13 protein-coding genes and 2 tRNA genes are annotated in these 20,376 nt (G+C 41.3%); 13 read left to right on the top strand and 2 right to left on the bottom strand.

The genetic code is table 11. The features are described from left to right. The first annotated feature begins 737 nt into the window (after nucleotides 1-737). From abaR to ACXM0J_RS15905, 9 genes are all read left to right on the top strand, one after another. Nucleotides 738-1,454, top strand: coding sequence for a LuxR family transcriptional regulator AbaR (abaR, locus tag ACXM0J_RS15945; RefSeq protein WP_086266235.1), 717 nt, complete (start codon nucleotides 738-740; stop codon nucleotides 1,452-1,454). A 566-nt stretch (nucleotides 1,455-2,020) separates the two neighbouring features. After that, on the top strand, nucleotides 2,021-3,910 hold the full coding sequence (locus ACXM0J_RS15940; protein ID WP_086266234.1) for a fatty acyl-AMP ligase: 1,890 nt from the start codon (nucleotides 2,021-2,023) through the stop codon (nucleotides 3,908-3,910). A gap of 50 nt (nucleotides 3,911-3,960) precedes the next feature. Then, nucleotides 3,961-5,736: an acyl-CoA dehydrogenase family protein gene (locus ACXM0J_RS15935; RefSeq protein ID WP_086266266.1), complete on the top strand. Its 1,776-nt coding sequence runs from the start codon at nucleotides 3,961-3,963 to the stop codon at nucleotides 5,734-5,736. Beyond that, the gene (locus ACXM0J_RS15930) at nucleotides 5,733-5,993 is read left to right on the top strand and encodes an acyl carrier protein (RefSeq protein WP_001030690.1); all 261 of its coding nucleotides are present in this window, start codon (nucleotides 5,733-5,735) and stop codon (nucleotides 5,991-5,993) included. Before ACXM0J_RS15935 ends, ACXM0J_RS15930 begins: the two co-directional genes overlap by 4 nt. After that, nucleotides 5,990-9,949 carry a non-ribosomal peptide synthetase gene (locus ACXM0J_RS15925; RefSeq protein ID WP_086266233.1) on the top strand — a complete coding sequence of 1,320 codons (3,960 nt, stop codon included), beginning with the start codon at nucleotides 5,990-5,992 and terminating at the stop codon, nucleotides 9,947-9,949. The genes ACXM0J_RS15930 and ACXM0J_RS15925 overlap by 4 nt, the downstream gene beginning before the upstream one ends. 24 nt (nucleotides 9,950-9,973) lie before the next feature. Beyond that, nucleotides 9,974-13,624 (top strand): outer membrane lipoprotein-sorting protein, encoded by a 3,651-nt coding sequence (locus ACXM0J_RS15920; RefSeq protein WP_086266232.1) that lies wholly within the window; start codon nucleotides 9,974-9,976, stop codon nucleotides 13,622-13,624. Then, entirely contained in the window at nucleotides 13,621-14,895 is a 1,275-nt protein-coding gene (locus ACXM0J_RS15915) for a porin (RefSeq protein WP_086266231.1), read from the top strand. The genes ACXM0J_RS15920 and ACXM0J_RS15915 overlap by 4 nt, the downstream gene beginning before the upstream one ends. A gap of 53 nt (nucleotides 14,896-14,948) precedes the next feature. Beyond that, on the top strand, nucleotides 14,949-16,802 hold the full coding sequence (locus tag ACXM0J_RS15910; protein ID WP_086266230.1) for an alpha/beta fold hydrolase: 1,854 nt from the start codon (nucleotides 14,949-14,951) through the stop codon (nucleotides 16,800-16,802). After that, nucleotides 16,802-17,563 (top strand): 4'-phosphopantetheinyl transferase family protein, encoded by a 762-nt coding sequence (locus ACXM0J_RS15905; RefSeq protein WP_199964135.1) that lies wholly within the window; start codon nucleotides 16,802-16,804, stop codon nucleotides 17,561-17,563. Before ACXM0J_RS15910 ends, ACXM0J_RS15905 begins: the two co-directional genes overlap by 1 nt. Before the next feature lie 153 nt (nucleotides 17,564-17,716). Here ACXM0J_RS15905 and ACXM0J_RS15900 read toward each other — a convergent pair. Beyond that, nucleotides 17,717-17,792, bottom strand: a tRNA-Gly gene (locus ACXM0J_RS15900). Between the two features lie 45 nt (nucleotides 17,793-17,837). After that, nucleotides 17,838-17,913 (bottom strand) — tRNA-Gly (locus ACXM0J_RS15895). A gap of 230 nt (nucleotides 17,914-18,143) precedes the next feature. Here ACXM0J_RS15895 and ACXM0J_RS15890 point away from each other — a divergent pair. The 4 genes from ACXM0J_RS15890 (at nucleotide 18,144) to ACXM0J_RS15875 (ending at nucleotide 20,172) form a co-directional block, all read left to right on the top strand. Next, nucleotides 18,144-18,452, top strand: coding sequence for a BolA family protein (locus ACXM0J_RS15890; protein ID WP_063097921.1), 309 nt, complete (start codon nucleotides 18,144-18,146; stop codon nucleotides 18,450-18,452). A gap of 11 nt (nucleotides 18,453-18,463) precedes the next feature. Beyond that, the gene (locus ACXM0J_RS15885; protein WP_005071964.1) at nucleotides 18,464-18,856 is read left to right on the top strand and encodes a SirB2 family protein; all 393 of its coding nucleotides are present in this window, start codon (nucleotides 18,464-18,466) and stop codon (nucleotides 18,854-18,856) included. Between the two features lie 76 nt (nucleotides 18,857-18,932). Continuing rightward, nucleotides 18,933-19,775 (top strand): ParA family protein, encoded by an 843-nt coding sequence (locus ACXM0J_RS15880; RefSeq protein ID WP_086266229.1) that lies wholly within the window; start codon nucleotides 18,933-18,935, stop codon nucleotides 19,773-19,775. Between the two features lie 10 nt (nucleotides 19,776-19,785). Further along, entirely contained in the window at nucleotides 19,786-20,172 is a 387-nt protein-coding gene (locus tag ACXM0J_RS15875) for a hypothetical protein (RefSeq protein WP_002114091.1), read from the top strand. Nucleotides 20,173-20,376 lie beyond the last annotated feature (204 nt).

Below are 20,376 nucleotides of genomic sequence, written 5' to 3'. Positions count from 1 at the left end.
AATTAAGATTTAGTGAATAAATAACATAAATTTTTGCCAATAAAATACTGTTATATTTAACAGGTTAACTATAATTTGATGGTGCACCTTTAAGCTATTCTTATCAGAGATGTTTTTGGGTAAAAACTCTTTTTTTAAAGAGACTAGCTCGATAGAATCTATTAGATAGTCAATAATTTTAATACTAAAATAATAATTACAAGTATGGGGAGTTTTGCTGTAATTGTTTGGTTTTTAAAATATTATAATTATTTTTAGTTTTTCTATATAAAAAACAGGGGAATTGGAGGTATTGAATAATTGAAAAGCAATATTATTTAATTAAATTAATAAAAACATGCTCTCAAGATTAAGTGATCGAGTTCTCTATAAATTAAAAAAATATATATTTTGGAATAAAATGCATCCTGTAAATTTTAATTTTTAAAGCATAATCTGCGCATGAAATATAACAACCTTGAAAGCGTTCAGACATATAGTTTATCTGAATAATTTGCAATCATTCCGGGCTTAAAAGTGTTGTTAATTGGATAATGAATTCAAAATCTGTAATTGAGGGCTCTAATAGAAGAGCAGGTGCCGAAAATATATTTAGTAACCTAAGAGTGTTTTAGATTATTGATGATCTTTATTGAAATTACGGTAAAAGATTAGGCTTACACTTCAATTTGATTACTTTGGATTCACAATATTCAACCGAACAAAAATAGTTTGTGAATGGAGTCTAATGAGAGCAAATGGAAAGTTGGCAAGAGGATTTATTATCAGCATTTTTGGTGGTAAAAAATGAATACCAGTTGTTTGAGATCGTTAAATCTACAGCATTAAAGCTCGGATTTGACTATTGCGCTTATGGTATGCAATCACCCTTATCTATTGCTGAACCAAAAACGATTATGTTGAATAATTATCCAGAAGCATGGCAGAAACGTTATGTGGAACGGCAATATGTGAAGATAGATCCGACAGTGCAGCATTGTATGGTATCACTTCAACCTCTTATTTGGTCGAGTCAATCTGCAAAGACACAGGCCGAAAAAGATTTTTGGGAGGAAGCGCGTTCTTATGGTTTAAATGTCGGTTGGGCTCAGTCAAGCCGTGATTTTATTGGGACCAGAGGAATGCTAACACTAGCAAGATCCAACGACCAATTATCAGAAAAAGAGCAAAAGGCACAATATACGAATATGTACTGGTTGACTCAAACAGTGCATTCTAGCATTGCTAAAATGGTGAATGATGCAGAGTTTGCTCAATTCAATCTTTATTTAACGAACAGGGAAAAAGAGGCACTACGTTGGACTGCTGAAGGTAAAACGTCAGCTGAAATAGCTCAAATTCTTGGAGTAACTGAAAGAACCGTAAATTTCCATCTCAGTAACTCCATGCAAAAGCTAAATGTAAATAATAAAATTTCAGCAGCTATTCGGGCGGTAATGCTGGGGCTTTTATAGATATTATAGGAATTTAATATCAGAATTAAGGAAAATAAATATTTATATGTTCAGTTTAAGGGGGCTAAATTTTATTATTAAAATATAATATAAATCTTTTTATTTATTAATGTCTATGTTGTGTTTTTAAATATTCATTATCTATGTGTTCTTATATAAATATAATAGTTTGATTTTATAATTTTAATTTTTTTATAAAACCATTTAATCTAAAGTTAAAAACAATAAAAAAGAAACTTTTAAGAGTAAAATCCTTTGAAATCTTGGCTTATGAGTATCTAAATTAGAAATGGATGAGGCTTTAATTTAAAATAATTATAAGAAATTAAAAATATATAGTTGCTCAAAAAATTATTTATATAAAGGATTTAGCTTCTTAATTTTCGATAAGTGACCACTTACCTGTAAATCCTTACAGGTGTAACAAATAACATTCACAATTAAAATATAATGTGAATTTATATTTTAAACAAAAAGTATATTCATTTTATTAAAAGCCCTAGCTAGAAATGTAATTTCTGAATTAGCGAATTTCAAGGGTGAATTATAATTAATCGGAGTAAGTTATGGCTGTAATGTGTACGGATAATATCATTGCAACTTTGGAATCCCACGCAAAATTAAATGGAAATAAGATCGCTTTTGAGTATTTGGGACGCCAGTCTGGTGGTATTCAATCTCTGACATATGCAGATTTGAATGAGCGAGTTCAACATCAAGCCCAAATATTAATGAGTATTGTAGACAGTGGTGACCGTGCCGTATTGCTGTTCGAACCTGGGTTGGACTTTATCGTATCGTTCTTTGCCTGTCTGAAAGCTAAAATTATTGCAGTACCAGTCAGCTTACCGTTTAACCGTAATGGTTTTTCTAATATTTTGAATATTATGAATGACTGTGAGCCTAAGATTGTACTCACGACAAAAAAGATTCTTGAGCTCGCAGGTCTTATCACACTAAAAGCTCAAAATGAAAATTTGATATTACATGCTGTTGATGCCGAATTGCAGCGTGACTTGGTGGAAAAAGATTTTCCGCTTATTACTGAAAAAGATATCTGCTTCCTTCAATATACCTCAGGCTCAACAGGCTGGCCTAAAGGCGTAATTGTTACTCATAAAAATATTATGGCCAATGAGGTCATGATTGCTGAAGCTTTTGGTACACAACCAGAAGATGTTGGCCTGACATGGCTGCCTGTTTACCACGATATGGGGTTGATTGGCTCGGTTTTGCAAACCGTATATGTGGGACTGACTTGTTATGTCATGTCGCCGCTGGACTTCATTCGAAAACCTCTTAAATGGCTACAATTTATTAGTGAAAAAGGCGTCACGATTAGTGGTGGACCAAACTTTGCCTATGAATTGTGTCTACATCGCATCACTGATGAGCAGGCCGCATCGCTTGATCTAAGCCGTGTGCGTGTTCTGTTTAACGGAGCCGAGCCAATCAAAGCTCACGTCATGCAGCGTTTCATGGAGAAGTTTAATACTCAATCGAAATTGAAGCTAGATACTTTCTTGCCATGCTATGGCTTGGCAGAAGTGACGCTCTTAGTTAGTGGTGTGACAGGTGCTCTCAATGCGATTTCGCTTGATCGTGACAAGTTAAATGCTCACTTGGTAGAGACAAGTCAGGATCAAACTGCGGTGCAAGTGGTGAGTTGTGGCAAGATCTCGGCACACATTGATTGCCGCATTGTCAATCCGCATACCCATAAAGAAGTAGCAGCTCATGAAGTCGGTGAAATTTGGCTAGCAGGAGAGAGTGTTACAGCAGGTTACTGGCAGAAGCCAGAGGTCAATCAAGAAACCTTTGAAGCAACTATCCTTGATGAGGCAGGTCAGCCGAGTAAAGAATATTACTTAAGAACGGGAGATATGGGCTTTATTAAAGATGGAGACCTGTATGTAACTGGCCGTCTTAAGGATGTGATTATTATCCGTGGTAAGAACTATTACCCGCAAGACATCGAGTGCTCTGTTGAAACGGCACATCCTGCCGTCCGTAAAGGCTGTGTTGCAGCAGTAAATTTTGCTGATTCTGATGGCGTTACAGTTGTACTTGAGATTAAGAAGAAGTCCTTAGACAAGACACTTAATTTTGAAACCATCAGAACTCAGGTTAAAGAACAAGTTGCAGCTGATATTGGCTTACCTGTAGATGGCGTCTATTTATTGCATCAAGGCCGAATAAATAAGACCACTAGCGGCAAAATTAGAAGAAGAAAAATTAAAGAGCAGATCGAACGCGGTCAACTGGTCTGTTTAACCCATCCAAACCGTAGAACGGTGATTGCTCGAAACTATGTCAAAAACGGCTTAGAAGTCATCCGTGATCGTGAGCAGCGGGGGCAGCTGATTCGTTATAGCTCCAATCTACTCAACTCAATGATCAAGGAACGTGAAGTACGCACGCTGATTTTTAATCGTCTGAAAAGTGCTTTGTTTTAACCCTTACCCTTTAATCATTTGAGTGAAAATTCATGTCACTTACGTCCAATTTGCGGCAGTTTCAATCTGCTGCTCGTCTGGAGCAAATTTTAGGCTCCGTACACGATACCAATAATGATTTTTCTTGGTCCGCTGCCATCGAGCGTGATGAGAAAGAGCAGTACCCTCAGCGAGCTGTTGATTTCCTGAATGCGGTGGGTATGAACCGTTTTTATGTACCTTCAGAACTTGGAGGTCGTATGGAAATTGGTGAGGAGTTGCTATATCTGCATCGTGTGTTAGCACGACGTGATCTAACCATCAACTCGACCTATAGTACGAATGCTTGGTCTGTGATCGTATGGATCGGTGGTAATGCGAACCAATGCCAAAATATCGCTAGTCGAATTTTGAGTGGTGCTGCTCCAGCGCTGGCTTATAGCGAGAAAGCCCATGGTGCCGATCTGCTATCTAGTGAAGTAACTGCACAATCTGCCGAGAGCAAATATGTCTTAAATGGCGAAAAATGGTCGATCAATCGTGCCACTTTAGGTGACTCTTTAAGTCTGATTGCTAAAACATCGAATGATCGAGGACCACGTAGTTTAAGCGCATTTTGGCTCGATAAGCGCCACATGGCTTCTAAAGGAACTTATAGCCTGAACCGTCTGCCAACAGTTGGTATGCGTGGGCTAGATATCAGTGGTATTGGCTTTAACAATGCTGAAATTCACAAAGATGCTCTAATCGGTGAAGAAGGCCAAGGGTTAGAGCTTGGTCTCAAGACTCTACAGGTAACGCGTGCATATTGCAGTAGTTTCTCTCTGGGAGCAGGCGATACGATGCTACGCATCGCGACCGAGTTTGCTATTGAACGCGAGTTATATAACAAAAAAGTAATAAGCATTCCGTTGGTACGTGAGCAACTCGCTACAGCCTATGCTTATCTTTTAGCGGCTGAAGTGTTATCACTCGTTGGTGCGCGTGGGTTACACGTTTGTATCAATCAGTTCAGTACATGGTCACCAATCGTTAAGGTGCTAGTACCTGAGTATGTCGAGTCACTTGCAAAGATCACTTCCTCAGTGCTTGGGTCACGTTTTTTCTTAAGAAATGCCTATGCTGATGGAATGTACCAGAAAGCATTCAGAGACCATCTAATTGTTAGTGTGTTTGACGGTAGTAGTACCGTCTGTCTAGACAGCCTGAGTTTCCAGCTCAAATCTGCCAATAAAGGCCGTAGCAAAAAAGCCGGACATCTCAACCAAGTCGAAGCTAAAGCGCGTTATCGCCAGTTGTATGACTTGCAGGTAGAGACAGGCGCTATTGATTTTCGTGAGCTTGAGATTTTCAACCGCGATGGTGACTTGGTGATGGAGTCACTAGAAACAATCATCGAAATGCTCAACGATGCTGATGTCACGGCAGGGTTGTCTGCTGAGACCCTCACTACGCTACGTGAACAGGCAAACCAACTTCTGGTTGAACAGCATTCTTTAGATCAAAAAATTCAGGATTACTTCTCAAATTCTGAGCAGAGCAAAGAGTTTGAAACGTTGCGCTTTAGTCTTGCTCGTAGCTATGCCGAGTTATTTGCTCGCATTGCTGTACTGGGTTTCTGGGTCTTCAATCGTCATGGCTTAAGACCTGCTTTACAGGATGGTGCATGGCTGATCATTTTTTTAAATGCCGCTGAAGGGCAGACAGCTCCTCCTATAACGTCATTACGTGAAAGCACATTGGCAGATTTGCTAGACCGAATTTCAAACAATCACATGTTATCTGTCATCGATTTTGCACTGGCACCACGTGATGCCAAACCCGTTAAAGAGGAGATTATCCCATGAATAAAGATAAAGCTTATTGGAGCGCAATTATTCGTACGCTAGTGGCCAAAGAAATGCGCGTAGAGCCTGAGACGATTGATCCAGACCAAAAATTTACCAGTTATGGTCTTGATTCAATCGTTGCTTTGTCTGTGTCTGGGGATCTAGAGGATCTGACAAAACTGGAGCTTGAGCCAACACTGTTATGGGATTACCCAACAATCAATGCTTTGGCTGAATATCTGGTTTCTGAGTTGCAGCAGGGAGTTGCTTCATGAACAACCTTGCACGACTAGAACCAGAGGTTCTGTCGCGTCATGCGATTTCTGCAGAGCAGCTCGGCATTTGGTACATCCAGCGTCTTGAGCCAGCTTGCAGTGCTTACAATATGGTGGTTGCCTTTGATGTCAAGGTCAACCAACCATTAGGCAACAAGCCGATGGAGATTCTGGAAGCAGTAATGCATGATTATCCGCTGTTGCGAGTAAGCATGCCTGTCAATGATCAGGGGATTGAACAACTGATCTGGGACCGAGTTTATCCGAATATTATCTTTTCTGATGCTCGTCATATAGAAGCTTCTGATTTGACGCAATTGGTTGAACAGGACACTAAGCAGCCGTTTGACCTGACTCAGCCACCGTTGTGGCGTATTCATTGTTATGAGCGCGGCCAAAATCACTATGTGATTGCAGTTGTGATTCATCATGCCCTCATGGATTTCTGGTCGATTGGTCTCTTGCTGCGCGATGTCGGCAAACGTTTTGGACTAGTTACAGAGTCGGATACAGTGAATGGAATCGAGTTCGCACAGTATGCCGATAAGCAGCAGAGTATTGCTATTGGTAATGCTGATGAGAGTCTACTTTTCTGGAAAAAAGTGTTACAACATGCACCACACGTGCATAGCATTCCGCTTGATTACCCTCGACCAGCTGTGCAGCAACACAAAGGTAGCTCACTGGTGTTCCGTGTGCCTGAATCAGTGTCGTCTGGACTTGTGAACTTAGCGAAAGATTATGAGATCACATTGTTCGGACTTGTGCTATCTGGCTTTTATGTTCTGCTGCATAAACTCTCTAATGAAAATAATCTAGTCATTGCTACACCTGTAGCTGGTCGACTTGAACGTTCTTTGCGTAATGCATTGGGGCAGTTTGTCAATACGATTGCTATTCCCATGGATATCGATGCTGACCAGACTTTACGTCAATTTACACAGCAGGTGCAGGAACAATTAAGACAGAGCCTCAAGCATCAAAAAATTGCCTTTTCCAGAGTAGTTGAAGCTGTTTCACCAAAGCGTGATGGCAGTATTAATCCATTGGCCCAGATAGGAATGTTTTGGGAACGTCTAGGTGGCATGGATGAGTTTAAAGATCTACTCTTGCCAATCCATACCTCAGCGACTTTGGTCGGCCAAGACCTGACCTTAGGAAGTTTTCCAGTTCGCCAGCAAGAAGGTCAATTAGATCTTACGTTGGAAATGGGCGGTGAATATCAAGGCGAACTGGTTGGTGTGTTGAAATATAACACTGAGCTATTTTCTGCACAGTCTGCCGAAAATATGGTGCAACTGTTGCAAGCTGTACTATCAGAGATGGTGGCTCATCCTGAACGTAAGATCGTTGAGTTAGATATCGCACCTGATTATAAGGATGGTATCCAGTTCGAGGCTCTCCGTGGACAGGCTACAGATTATGCTCAGCATGATCTATTCGCAATGATTCTAAAGCAGATTGATGAGCGTGGTGAAAATCATGCTTTAACCTCAAAAGATCATACAATTAGCTATCGTGAGTTAGGTCAACATATTGCTGGTATTGCTGAATATTTGCGTGTACACGGTATTGCACGTGGTGATCGTGTAGGTCTGATGTTAGACCGCACGACGTTATTACCAGCAGCAATCCTTGGGGTCTGGGCGGCAGGTGCAGCTTATGTGCCACTGGATCCTAATTTCCCAACTGAACGTCTACAGAACATCATTGAAGATGCCGAGCCTAAAGTCATCTTGACTCAAACCGAGTTAATGGATGCTCTTAACGTGTCTGTGCCAAGCTTAGATATCAATCAAGCTGGTGTTGTATCCCTTGAGCAAGTGCGCGAGAAGCTTGCCTTTGGCGACATTGCTTATGTGATGTACACATCAGGCTCGACAGGTAAGCCTAAAGGTGTCCGTATTGGGCATCCTTCAATCATCAATTTCTTGCTATCTATGAATGATAGATTGCAAGTGACTGCTGAGACTCAGCTATTAGCAATCACTACTTATGCTTTTGATATTTCAATTCTTGAGTTGCTCATTCCGCTGATGTACGGCGGTGTAGTACATGTTTGCCCACGTGAGGTATCACAAGACGGCAATCAATTGGTGGATTATCTAAATACTAAATCTATCAATGTTTTGCAGGCAACACCAGCTTCTTGGAAAATGCTCTTAGATAGCGAGTGGAGCGGCAATGCAGGATTGACTGCACTATGTGGAGGCGAAGCGCTAGATACTATTCTTGCAGAAAAACTATTGGGTAAAGTCGGCTGTCTATGGAATGTGTATGGACCGACTGAAACTACAGTGTGGTCTAGTGCGGCTCGTATCACTGATGCAAAGTATATTGATTTAGGTGAACCCTTAGCGAACACTCAGCTTTATGTTCTTGATGAGCAGCAGCGTTTAGTTCCGCCAGGTGTTATGGGCGAGCTTTGGATTGGTGGTGATGGTCTGGCAGTTGATTACTGGCAACGACCTGAGCTGACAGATGCACAATTTAGAACATTGTCATCTCTACCAAATGCCGGGCGACTCTATCGAACAGGAGATAAAGTCTGTTTGCGTACTGATGGACGTTTGACTCATCACGGACGTCTGGACTTTCAGGTCAAGATTCGTGGGTTCCGTATCGAACTAGGCGAAATCGAGAATGTCCTCAAACAGATCGACGGTATCACAGATGCAGTAGTGCTGGTTAAGACCACAGCTGGCAATGACCAGAAACTAGTGGCGTATGTAACTGGACAAGAGCTTGATATTGCTGGTTTGAAAAAGACCATGCAAATCCATCTTCCAGCTTATATGGTGCCAAGTGCGTTTATCCAATTGGATGAGTTTCCAATGACGGCCAACAATAAGTTGGATCGTAAGGCATTTCCTGAACCGATCTTTGAGCAGAACAATGATTATGTTGCACCGCGTGATCCGATCGAAATCGAATTGTGTACTACATTTGAACAGATCTTGTCAGTCAAGCGAGTTGGTATACATGATGATTTCTTCGAACTAGGTGGGCATTCACTATTAGCTGTGAAGCTTGTCAACCATCTTAAAAAGGCTTTCGGTACCGAACTGTCAGTTGCTTTGTTGGCACAGTATTCGACCGTAGAGCGTTTGGGTGAGATCATTCGTGAAAATAAAGGAATTAAGCCATCCATCGTAATTGAACTGCGCCGTGGAACCTATGAACAACCGTTGTGGCTGTTCCATCCAATTGGTGGCAGTACTTTCTGTTATATGGAGCTTTCGCGTCATCTGAATCCGAACCGTACCTTACGTGCTATTCAGTCTCCTGGTCTGATTGAAGCAGATGCTGCGGAAGTGGCGATTGAAGAAATGGCGACGCTCTATATTGCTGAAATGCAAAAGATGCAGCCTCAAGGCCCTTATCTCCTCGGTGGTTGGTGTTTTGGTGGAGCGATTGCCTACGAGATTAGTCGTCAGTTGCGTCAAATGGGACAACAGGTCACAGGTATTGTCATGATCGATACTCGTGCTCCAATTCCAGAAAATGTGCCTGAAGATGCCGACGATGCGATGCTTTTGTCTTGGTTCGCTCGTGATTTGGCTGCACCTTATGGCAAAAAATTAACGATCCCAGCGCAATACTTGCGTGAATTGAGTCCAGATCAAATGTTTGATCATGTACTTAAAGAAGCCAAGGCCATCAATGTTCTGCCTCTAGATGCAGATCCATCAGACTTCCGACTTTACTTTGATACCTATTTGGCGAATGGCATCGCACTCCAGACCTATTTCCCAGAACCTGAAGATTTTCCGATCCTCTTGGTTAAGGCCAAAGATGAGCCGGAAGATTTTGGGGAAAGCTTAGGTTGGGATCAACTGGTCAAAGGAACGTTTACACAGGTGGATTTGCCTGGTGACCATTCATCAATTATGTACGCTGAGAATGTCGTGGCTGTAGCTCAGACCATTGATCAGATGTACCCAATTCCTGCATAAGAAATATAAGAAGGTAGAACCAATATGGTGACCATAGAACATGCTTTCCTCATACCAGCCCAGATTGACAAGGTTTTTAACTACCTTGCAAACCCGGCGAATGATGCAGGTTGGCAATTGTCGTGTAAGCATTCTGAGCTTCTAGACAGTACTCCGCGTGTGGGTAGTAAGTACGAAATAGGTTTTAGCTTTATTGGTCGTGAAATGTCCTTTAAAGGTGAAATTACACATCTAGTACCGAACGAATTGTATGCGTTTAAAGTAGTGGAAGGACCCTTTCACTACACCGGTACTTACCGTTTCAAACCACATCCGGAAGGTACATGGATTGAATGGGTGTTTGAGGCAGAACCAGGTAGCTTTTTTGGTGTATTGCCACCAGCGCTGCTAAAAAAGATGGTGCTCGCTCAGTTCAAAAAAGATGTTGATAATCTTCAAGCATTGGCTCAGAAGGGTGAAGCTTATGAGTCGGTTGGCAATGAAAATAAACCAACTATCGAGACCAATAAACCACCTCGTAAGACTCAACAAATGATGGAGAAATACGCGCGTTGGATTCTTAACCATCGTCGTATTGTCTTGACTGTGGTGATGCTCTTGACGATTGCTCTAGCGTATCTGGCATCTGGCGTAAAAATTATTATTGACCCAGATGCACTTGCACCTAAAGGACATCCTTACATCACCTCGACCAAGCTGATTGAAAAAAAATTCGGCTCCAAATATATGGTCGTGATCGGTATTACACCGAAGCAGGGTGATATTTATCAGCCGCAAGTGCTGGAAAAGGTCAAACGCATTACTGAAGAAGTGGATAATGCGCCTGGTGTAGTTCGCTCAACTATGATGAGTCTGGCTGCACGGCAGGCAAAGGGTATCGAGGCGAATGCAGAAGGGTTCGATGCCAAGAAACTATTGCCGACCAGTTCAGTCACTCAAGATGATATTGCTCAACTGAAAAAACTATTGGCACTGAATCCAACCTATATGAATTCAGTGGTATCTAAAGATCAACGAACTGCTGCGATTTTACTTGAGCTTGAGGAAAGTCCAGAGGGCTTCCAGAAAATGATGGGCCCGATTAATAAAATCGTAGAGAGCGAACAATCTAAAGATATGACCATTAGTGTTGGTGGCAATCCTGTATATCTGGATAAAGCTGAAGACTACTCTAAGCGTATCAATATCTTGTTCCCGATTGCTGTATTAGTGATTGGTTTATTGCACTTTGAAGCGTTCCGCAGCAAGCAAGGTTTGATTCTGCCACTCGTTACAGCTTTGTTGGCTGTGGCATGGGGTATGGGCATGATGGGCCTGTTCAAACAGCCGATGGATATTTTTAACTCGCCTACACCAATTCTGATTTTGGCCATTGCAGCAGGGCACGCCGTGCAGTTGCTCAAGCGCTACTATGAAGATTTTGATCGTCTGATTGCTCAAGGAATGGAGCCTAAAGCTGCCAATAGCGAAGCTGTGGTGCAGTCTTTGGTTCGTGTGGGTCCAGTTATGGTATTGGCAGGTGGTATTGCAGCGGCTGGCTTTTTCTCTCTGTTGACCTTCAACATTCCAACTATTCGTTCATTCGGTATTTTTACTGGTATCGGGATCATCAGTACTTTGGTGATTGAGATGACTTTTATCCCGGCACTGCGCTCAATGTTGCCACCGCCTTCGGCTGTGAAGGTCAAACGCAAAGGCTTACCGATCTGGGATTGGATTCCGAATCGTATTGGCGATGCCATTTTGTCAATTCGTCCGCGAATGATGTTAATGACTGCGATTGCGGCAATGGGCGTCTTTCTTGCTATTGGCACAAGCCGTATTGTGGTTGATAACGATAGCCGCAACTTCTTCTCACGAGACCTACCGATGCAGCAAGACGACAGATTTTTAAATCAGTCTCTTGGTGGCACAAACAGTCTCTACATCATGGTCGATACCAAGGTTCGTGATGGTATTGAAAATCCTGAAATCTTAAAAGCGATTGATAATACTGAAAAGTTCGCAAACTCAATTCCCGAGGTCGGTAAAACAATCTCTATCGTGGACTATATCAAAAGGATGAATCAGGCAATGAATGCTGATCAGCCACAGGCATTTCAGGTTCCTGCAACCAAAGATGTCGTTGCTCAGTATCTGCTGTTGTATTCAATGTCTGGTGAACCGACTGATTTTGAATCCTACATTGATACCACTCAGCGCTATGCCAAGATTACGATTCTTCTGAAAACCGGCAGTAATCATCGTATTAAAGAAATCCTTGAGTCGCTAAAAACGTATATGGCGGGTCAATTGGGTGATAAGGCTGTAGTAAGTTTTGGTGGTGATGTGACGCAAACCATTGCTTTAACTGAAACGATGGTTCACGGCAAGCTAATGAACATTCTACAAATTTCATTTGCCGTATTCTTTATTTCAGCACTGGTCTTCCGTTCGATTTCAGCGGGACTGATTGTTCTTACACCACTTCTATTCTCAATTCTTGCCATCTTTGGTGTGATGGGTTGGCTCGACATTCCACTCAATATTCCGAACTCACTCATCTCGGCCATGGCTGTGGGTATTGGTGCGGACTATGCCATCTACTTCCTCTATCGCTTGCGTGAAATCTTGCGCGAAGAAGGGGGCGATATCAAAGATGCTATTCGTAAGACTTTAAGTACTGCTGGTAAGGCTTCTCTTTTTGTCGCGACTGCGGTTGCTGGTGGTTACGGCGTACTGTCCTTATCACAAGGCTTCCACGTCCATCAATGGCTCGCGATGTTTATTGTCATTGCAATGCTTTTCAGTGTATTTGCAACCTTAATTATGGTGCCTACAATGATTCTAATATTAAAACCTCGTTTTATCTTTTCTTCAAAGAAGAAGAGCATTCCTGTTGCACAAACAGTTGTGACAAGCCTTTTGTTAGGTACGGCGCTCACTTTTTCATTACCTAAAACATCTCATGCAGATGAAGTTCAAGATATTGTTAATCGTAGTGATGACGCCTCTAAGTTTTTATCTTCAACGGCTAGTGCCAAATTTATTTTGACCTCTAAAAATGGTGAGCAGCGCGTACGTTTGACCAAAAATATGACTAAGCTTGCCGGAAATACTCAGAACAATATGCGTTTGACCGAGTTCATCTCGCCAGCAGATGTCCAAGGAACCACAACGCTGTTAATTGAAAATGCAAAAGGCAGCGATAGCATGTTTGTCTATTTGCCTGCATTGAAAAAAGTACGTCGTCTTGCATCGGCGAATAAGGGCGATGCTTTTATTGGTACGGACTTTAGCTATGGGGATGTACTTGGCTATAAGCTCAGTGACTGGAAGTACACCAAACTGGCAGATGGCAAATTTAATGGCAAAGATTGTTACATGATTGAAGCAACGCCAATCAATAATACGGTGAAGAGTGATTTTGGTTATAGCAAACGTCGTATGTGCATACTCAAAGACAACTTTGTTACAGCAACCATCGACATTTGGGATACGGCAGGCAAACCATTAAAACATATTGAATTCACCGATATCCGTCCTTACGGCAAAGTGAAACCAAGATGGCAGGCTATGAAATCGATGGCGAAGAATCTGCAAACTCAACATATGACACAAGTTATCGTCAATGATTTTGTCGCAGAAAAAACCTTATCCGATAAGCTTTTCTCACCGCAGAGTCTTGAAAAATGACGCAAGGTGCCTATTGGGTATTTGCATGCTGCAGTAGCTTTATGCTACTGCAGCATGCTCATGCAGATGACAGCGAAATTAGTTTTGTGAGCCAGAACTCAGCCAGACTCGATGTGTGGTCATCAGATCGTGATTTAAGTTCGTTAAAAAACATTGGACAAGCAAGTTTCTGGTCCAATGGTACGCTCAAGTTTAATCCAGAGTTTAAGATCCATTACGACATAGTGGTTGGAGACGAAACGGACCATACTGTGAACCCAGATCAGGTGAGTAAGGTAAATCGCAACTTACATGAGTTGTATGCTTCTTATAACTGGGATCAGACAGTCTATGTCGATGTTGGTCGCCAGATTGTAGTCTGGGGGAGAGCTGATGGGATTAACCCCACAGATAACCTCTCGCCTCGTGACTATACGCGTCTAGTACCAGATGAGACAGATCAACGTCTTGGAAATGATGCACTCAAATTGACATATATTCCTGAATCAGGAACCAATAAATGGACTGCATTGTGGTATCCGCGTAATCGTTCAGATGTGATTCCATTGCGTCAGATTGCTGGTGTTCAGTATGACATAGACCGTAAGAGCCGTCCTGCATTTGCAATGCGCTGGGATTATTCCGTAGATGGTCTAGATGTTGGGGCATCGTATTTCTCAGGCTTGGATCACATGCCTGATCTGTCAATTCTTTCTGTATCTCCAACTGGGGAGGCAACATTGCAGCTGAAAAATAATCCTATGTCCGTCTATGGATTTGATTTCAGTTATAACCATAACGATCTCGTGTGGCGCGGTGAAGCTGCATATACAAAGACTGACTCAAATGGCAGAGAAGATCTTACCCATAAGAAAAATAATTTAACTGTAGTTATGGGACCGGAATGGTCATTAAAAAATTCTACGCTGAGTTTAGTAGGCGTGTACAAGCATACAGAGGACTTTAAATCTGCCGATAGCCTAACAAATCCAGCATTGAGAGAAGTCTACCGTTATCAGCAAACAATCAGCGATCAATATGAGCAAGATCAGTATGGAGCTATGCTGCGTTATGCGCTTAACCTACTAAATGACAATTTAAAGTTAGAGTTTACAGGATTCTATTTTGCACCAGAGCCTAATGAATTGTTGAGAGTACGTATTAACTACAACCTCAATGATCACTGGCAGTTAAATGCAGGTGGAGATCGCTTCTGGGGCAAAAATGATACGGTGCTAGGACAATTTAGAGATAACAGTCTGGTGTATGCCCAGGTTCGATATAACTTTTAAGATAACTCGCTTCTAAACAATGCTGGAGTGCCCAGCACCTAATAAGGTGATTTATGGATAATTTAAATAACGCAAAAAAAGATAATTTTTCACGGAAGACCATATTAGTAACAGGTGCAGCAGGTTTTATTGGCAGCAGATTGATCGTTGAACTTCTGCATGAAGGTCATCAGGTGATTGCTGCACTGCGTAATGCCGCAACCAAGAAAGATAAGCTATTAGATTTTATTGCAACCCAAGGGCTAGCCGATCCATCTATTTCGTTTGTTGAATATGATTTAAGCCGCGATTTTAAGCTGGATTCTCTGTTAGCGGATGCTCAGACAAAGATCCATGTGATTTATCATCTTGCTGTATCCTTTAATTGGGGTATTAGCAAAGCTGAAGCTGAGCGTACCAATATTAAGTCAGGGCTTACTTTGATTAAATGGGCTGCGACCTTGAAGCAGCTTGAACGATTTATCTGGATTGGGGGGTATCGTGTCGCTACGCCGCCGCAAGAGTCGGCTGATGAGTTGTATTGCAAACATGGTGGTTATGAAGCTTCAAAAATTTTAGGTTATCAAGCTTTCATTGAGGCCTGTAAGCGTTTAAATGTGCCATGGACTGCAATAAATCCAGCGACGGTCATTGATGGTTTTTATAACTATGGCGATATGCAATATATCGGTATTGCTGACATGATTGATAAGCTCTATCAGGGACGTCTGCTGGCATTGCCAGGTGGGCGTGACACATTCCTGCCCCTATGCAATATGCAGTATATCGTGAGCTTTTTGATCCGAACGATGTCTTATCCTGAGACCATTGCTCAGGAGTATATGCTGCTTGATCCTGCGACGCCGAAATTTCATCGTCTGGTTCATCTCGCTGCTGAACACTTGGGAGTCAGCTCACCACATTTGCAAGTACCCAAGGTTCTATTGGAGAAATTGCCTGAGGTATTGCTTGACGGTTCTAAAGAGCAACTCTCATTCATTTCTACCGAGCACTATCATGTTGCGGGGGCAGAGGCGATGGCAGTGAAGATGGGCATCGCGGACCTGATCAATATCACTCCTTATTTTTCTCGCTGGATTGATCGTCTAGTACTTACACGCTTTGGTCGTATGCAAGTACCAACACCTAATTCTTTTAGCTATCAGAACCGATATTGGACAGAAATCTATACTAAACAGCCAGTTGGTTCAGAAAAATCTTCCGCACTGTTTTTACACGGCATTCCATTTGATAGCACATGCTGGTCTCCAATCATCAATAAAATTACCTATGATCAGGTTGCTATGATGGATCTGCCGGGACTTGGCCGTTCAGGTAGTTATGAGATGATGGAGGATAACAATCATGAATTTATCGACACTGCTGCAAAACTTTTAGCGCCAAATAGTGTTGTTATTGCACATTCGTTAGGTTGTCTCTTTGCATTAAATCTTGCAAAGGAATATCCCGAAAAAGTTGCACGCCTCATCCTTATATCGCCTTATTTTGTTCAGGCGCAGGCTGCTAAAATGTTTCAGATACAAGCAATATCTAAACTAATTTTCCGTTTTGTGCCGAAAGATGTGATTGCTAAAGACTTGCATCCAGATGGGCAACAGAATCCGGCGGTTGGTTATGCGATGGATTCATTACGTCGAGTGTCGGTAGCCAAGCATATTAGTGAGTATATGCATCGGATTAGTTTGCCAGAACAGCGCGTAACTCAAACAGCTTTGCTCAATGAGCTTGGATCTAAAGTTGAAATCATTGTGGGAGATAAAGACCCGATGGTTACTACAATAAATCCTGATATCCCTGTACATATGATAGCTGGTGCAGGCCATAATCCACACCTCACACATGTAGAGGCAGTTTCTGACTATCTCGCACCTGTTCTGATGAAATACAACAGCACTATCGCTTCCTAATGTCTAATCGTGACCAAGTACGGGTTTATGTCTGCCCAGTTTCACGGGTACCACAAGACCATTTGGTATTGAGCCATTATCTCGGCTTTCTCAGTTTGGCAGAGAAGCTGAGATATGATCAATATCATCCTAAGGCGGCTCGCCTTTTCTTGATCTCTCGCGTATTAGTGAAGACTGTCTTAGCGGATAAGCTAGGCATCTCACCCCATGAAGTTAATATTCAATTACATCCCAACGGCAAGCCTTTTGTAGAAGGTAGTAAGGCTGTGTATTTTAATCTTAGTCACTCAGCAAACATTATTGTTCTTGCGGTGACTGAAGCAGGGGAAATAGGGATTGATGTTGAACAAGTGGATCGTGAGTTCGAATGGAGACGTGTCGATAGTGTGCTAGCATCGAGTGAAATTGAGTGGATTAAACAGAATGAACTCATTGATCCATCCAGTGTATATCAACGGTTTTTTCAAATATGGACTTTAAAAGAGGCTTATATCAAATGTACTGGCGAAGGAATGAGCTGTCATTTAAAAAAGCTCAACTTTCATGTGTTGCCTGAGCATATACAGTTTCTCGACTCAACCAATGATGCTCAAAAGACAGAAGAGTATTATTTTGAAAGCTATATTTATGATTGTGACTTTATATTTTCTATATGTTTACAGCAGAGCCTTGCCCAAGAAAGTTTTCATCTGGACTGTTTTCAATTATTGCCGTGTATATCTATGCACCGAATAACCCCAACGCTTTATAAATATAACTAGATTAAATCGTTGTAAGTGATGATTTAAAAATGTGAATCTAGCAATGAAATAGCTGGACTTTGCTTGGCTTTGAGCCGAACTCTTCTCAATAAGTTATGTGTGAATCGGTAAAAAGAAAAAAGCCCCAGTCTTTCGACTAGGGCCTTTTAAATTTGGAGCGGGAAACGAGACTCGAACTCGCGACCCCAACCTTGGCAAGGTTATGCTCTACCAACTGAGCTATTCCCGCATATATAAGCAGTTTTTACTAAAACTTTCTCAAAAAAAACCAATTTGGAGCGGGAAACGAGACTCGAACTCGCGACCCCAACCTTGGCAAGGTTATGCTCTACCAACTGAGCTATTCCCGCGTGCCGCTTATAATACATTAAGCAAAACAAGGGTCAACAACTTTATGCAAATAATTATGCTGATTGCATAAAATAAAAACAGAAATGAGCATTTAGTGGTATTTCTATTGTTAAGTTGCCGAATAAATAGACATTTTGTTTGAAGTCAAAGCATACAAGAGCAACTTTTGTTTGTGTGTAGACAAGGTATACTAGGTTCAAATATACGCATAATCGTAAAAGGAAAAGCTATGAGCCTTGAACAACAGTTGATTGAACGGTTACAAACACTTGCACCTAGCCATTTGGAAGTTATTAATGAGTCTGCTGGGCACGGTGGTTATTTTCCAGGTAAAGAATCTCATTTTAAAGTGATTATAGTGAGCGAAGAGTTTAATGGATTGCGTTTGGTTCAACGTCATCAAAAAGTATACGCGTTAGCTTCTGATTTAATGAATCCAGGCCAAATTCATGCTTTAGCGATTCATGCTTATTTGCCAAGTGAGTGGCAAGGTCAAGCACCTGCTAGCCCAGAATGTGCACATGCACCTAAAAGCTAAGGGTTAATTTCATGGATGCACATTTACTCACTAAAATTATTCATATGACTGCGGTAGCTGCCGCACTTATGGTCTTTGTTTTACGCGCTTCAACTCTGTTTATAGGTGTTCAAGGTGAACAACCCAATCCAGCAGGGCGTAAAGTATTAGTTGCCTTACAACATTTGTCGTTTACCGTGGTTTTCATTACGGGTGCAATTTTGTTAGTCATGAAAGACTTTCAAGTACAACCGTGGTTTTACGCTAAAATTATTCTATTTTTAGTGTTGTTATCTTCCCTGATGAAAGCCTTTAAAAAAGATGACACTCTTTTATTGGCACAGCGCCGTGCAGGTTTAGTTATTAGTGCGATTGCATTTATTGCTATTATTATCTTAGTGATTGTGAAACCTGTTTTTGCTTAATTGTTCTACATTCTTTGCCTTTTTGATTAAGCTCTAGGTTAAACTGCGTACAGTAAAATAATATGCAGAGGGAAACATGTTAACTCGTGTGGTGTTTAACCAAAAAGGCGGTGTAGGGAAATCAAGTATTACCGTAAATTTGGCTGCCATTAGTGCCAAACATGGCTTAAGAACATTGGTGATCGATCTTGATCCTCAAGCCAATTCTAGTCAGTATCTTTTAGGTGATGAAGCAACCTATTCTGCTGAAAAATCAACTTTAGAGCCAAATATAGAAAATTTCTTTGATGATGTGTTGGGCAACAATCAACAAAAAGGTCTAATCGGTAATGCATTAGGTTCAATTTTAAAAGCTCCAAGAAATAAAGATCTCGACAGTTTTGTTCATTCAACTCCTTTTGCAAAATTAGATGTGCTTCCAGCAAGTCCGACACTGGGTGCGCTTGAACATGCGCTTGAAAGTAAACATAAAATTTATAAATTACGTGATTCGATCCAAAACTTAGTCGGGCGATATGACCGTATCTATATAGACACACCACCAGCATTTAACTTTTTTACTCTCTCTGCTCTGATTGCGGCAGATAAAGTACTTATACCTTTCGACTGTGATGTTTTTTCAAAGCGTGCGTTACAAACATTGATTGAAAATGTTCTCGAAACGCAAGATGATCATAATGATCGCTTGGAAATTGAAGGAATTGTGGTGAATCAATTCCAATCCCAAGCAAAATTACCTCGGGAAGTGGTTCAGCAGTTAAAAGATGAAGGGTTGCCTGTACTCAATAGCATGTTACCCCCTTCGATTTTGATGAAAGAATCGCATCAGAAAAATTTACCTTTGGCCCATTTGGCACCCGAACATAAATTGACTCAAGCGTATGAGACATTGTTTGGTGAGATTGAGCCAAAACGATAAGAGAAAAATGATGAAAGGCTTATATATTGCGCCTTTAGTGGCAGCCACTTTACTTCTTGGCGCTTGTGCTACAACGGTAAAACCGACTTATGTGTCTCCGACACAATATCAATCTTTGAGTTGCCAACAGCTACAAAGTGAATATAACCGTATTCAGCAATATATCGACAATGGAGTGCAAACTCCAAAAAGTACAGGTATGGGTGTTGGTCTTGGACTCGGCGGTGGCTGGGGACGAGGTGGTTGGGGATTCGGTCCATCTATTTCTGTAAATATGGGGCAATCTTCTTCAACGAAAAACACCGAACTTTCACGTGTTTTAGGCCAACAAGAAGCAATTGTTCAGGCTGCTCAGTTTAAGAATTGTCCAATTATTGTTCGTAAAAAGACCAATTAATAGTCAACTTTGCATCACAATATGCTAATTAAGGCATGTTGTGATGGATAAAGTTTAGCAAAATGTTTCATAATAAAATTAATATAAATAAATTAGTTATTAGTTTTTAAGCTTCAAAAATCCTGTATTTTCTGTAATCAATAAGCCTCATAAACTTGCTATATTTTGCCTGTTTCGTTTAAGGTGGCCCCATCTTGGATATTA

The sequence above is a fragment of the Acinetobacter sp. GRABPA_MV_2 genome (genome assembly GCF_056725885.1).
The sequence above is the reverse complement of the archived record's forward strand: the minus strand, read 5'-3'. Positions and strand labels throughout refer to the sequence as shown.

Coding starts and splice junctions, on each gene's coding strand:
- ACXM0J_RS15905 (WP_199964135.1), top strand. CDS start 16,802: ATGTCTAATCGTGACCAAGTACGGGTTTATGTCTGCCCAGTTTCACGG.
- ACXM0J_RS15890 (WP_063097921.1), top strand. CDS start 18,144: ATGAGCCTTGAACAACAGTTGATTGAACGGTTACAAACACTTGCACCT.
- ACXM0J_RS15875 (WP_002114091.1), top strand. CDS start 19,786: ATGAAAGGCTTATATATTGCGCCTTTAGTGGCAGCCACTTTACTTCTT.
- ACXM0J_RS15910 (WP_086266230.1), top strand. CDS start 14,949: ATGGATAATTTAAATAACGCAAAAAAAGATAATTTTTCACGGAAGACC.
- ACXM0J_RS15930 (WP_001030690.1), top strand. CDS start 5,733: ATGAATAAAGATAAAGCTTATTGGAGCGCAATTATTCGTACGCTAGTG.
- ACXM0J_RS15925 (WP_086266233.1), top strand. CDS start 5,990: ATGAACAACCTTGCACGACTAGAACCAGAGGTTCTGTCGCGTCATGCG.
- ACXM0J_RS15920 (WP_086266232.1), top strand. CDS start 9,974: ATGGTGACCATAGAACATGCTTTCCTCATACCAGCCCAGATTGACAAG.
- ACXM0J_RS15885 (WP_005071964.1), top strand. CDS start 18,464: ATGGATGCACATTTACTCACTAAAATTATTCATATGACTGCGGTAGCT.
- abaR (WP_086266235.1), top strand. CDS start 738: ATGGAAAGTTGGCAAGAGGATTTATTATCAGCATTTTTGGTGGTAAAA.
- ACXM0J_RS15915 (WP_086266231.1), top strand. CDS start 13,621: ATGACGCAAGGTGCCTATTGGGTATTTGCATGCTGCAGTAGCTTTATG.
- ACXM0J_RS15880 (WP_086266229.1), top strand. CDS start 18,933: ATGTTAACTCGTGTGGTGTTTAACCAAAAAGGCGGTGTAGGGAAATCA.
- ACXM0J_RS15940 (WP_086266234.1), top strand. CDS start 2,021: ATGGCTGTAATGTGTACGGATAATATCATTGCAACTTTGGAATCCCAC.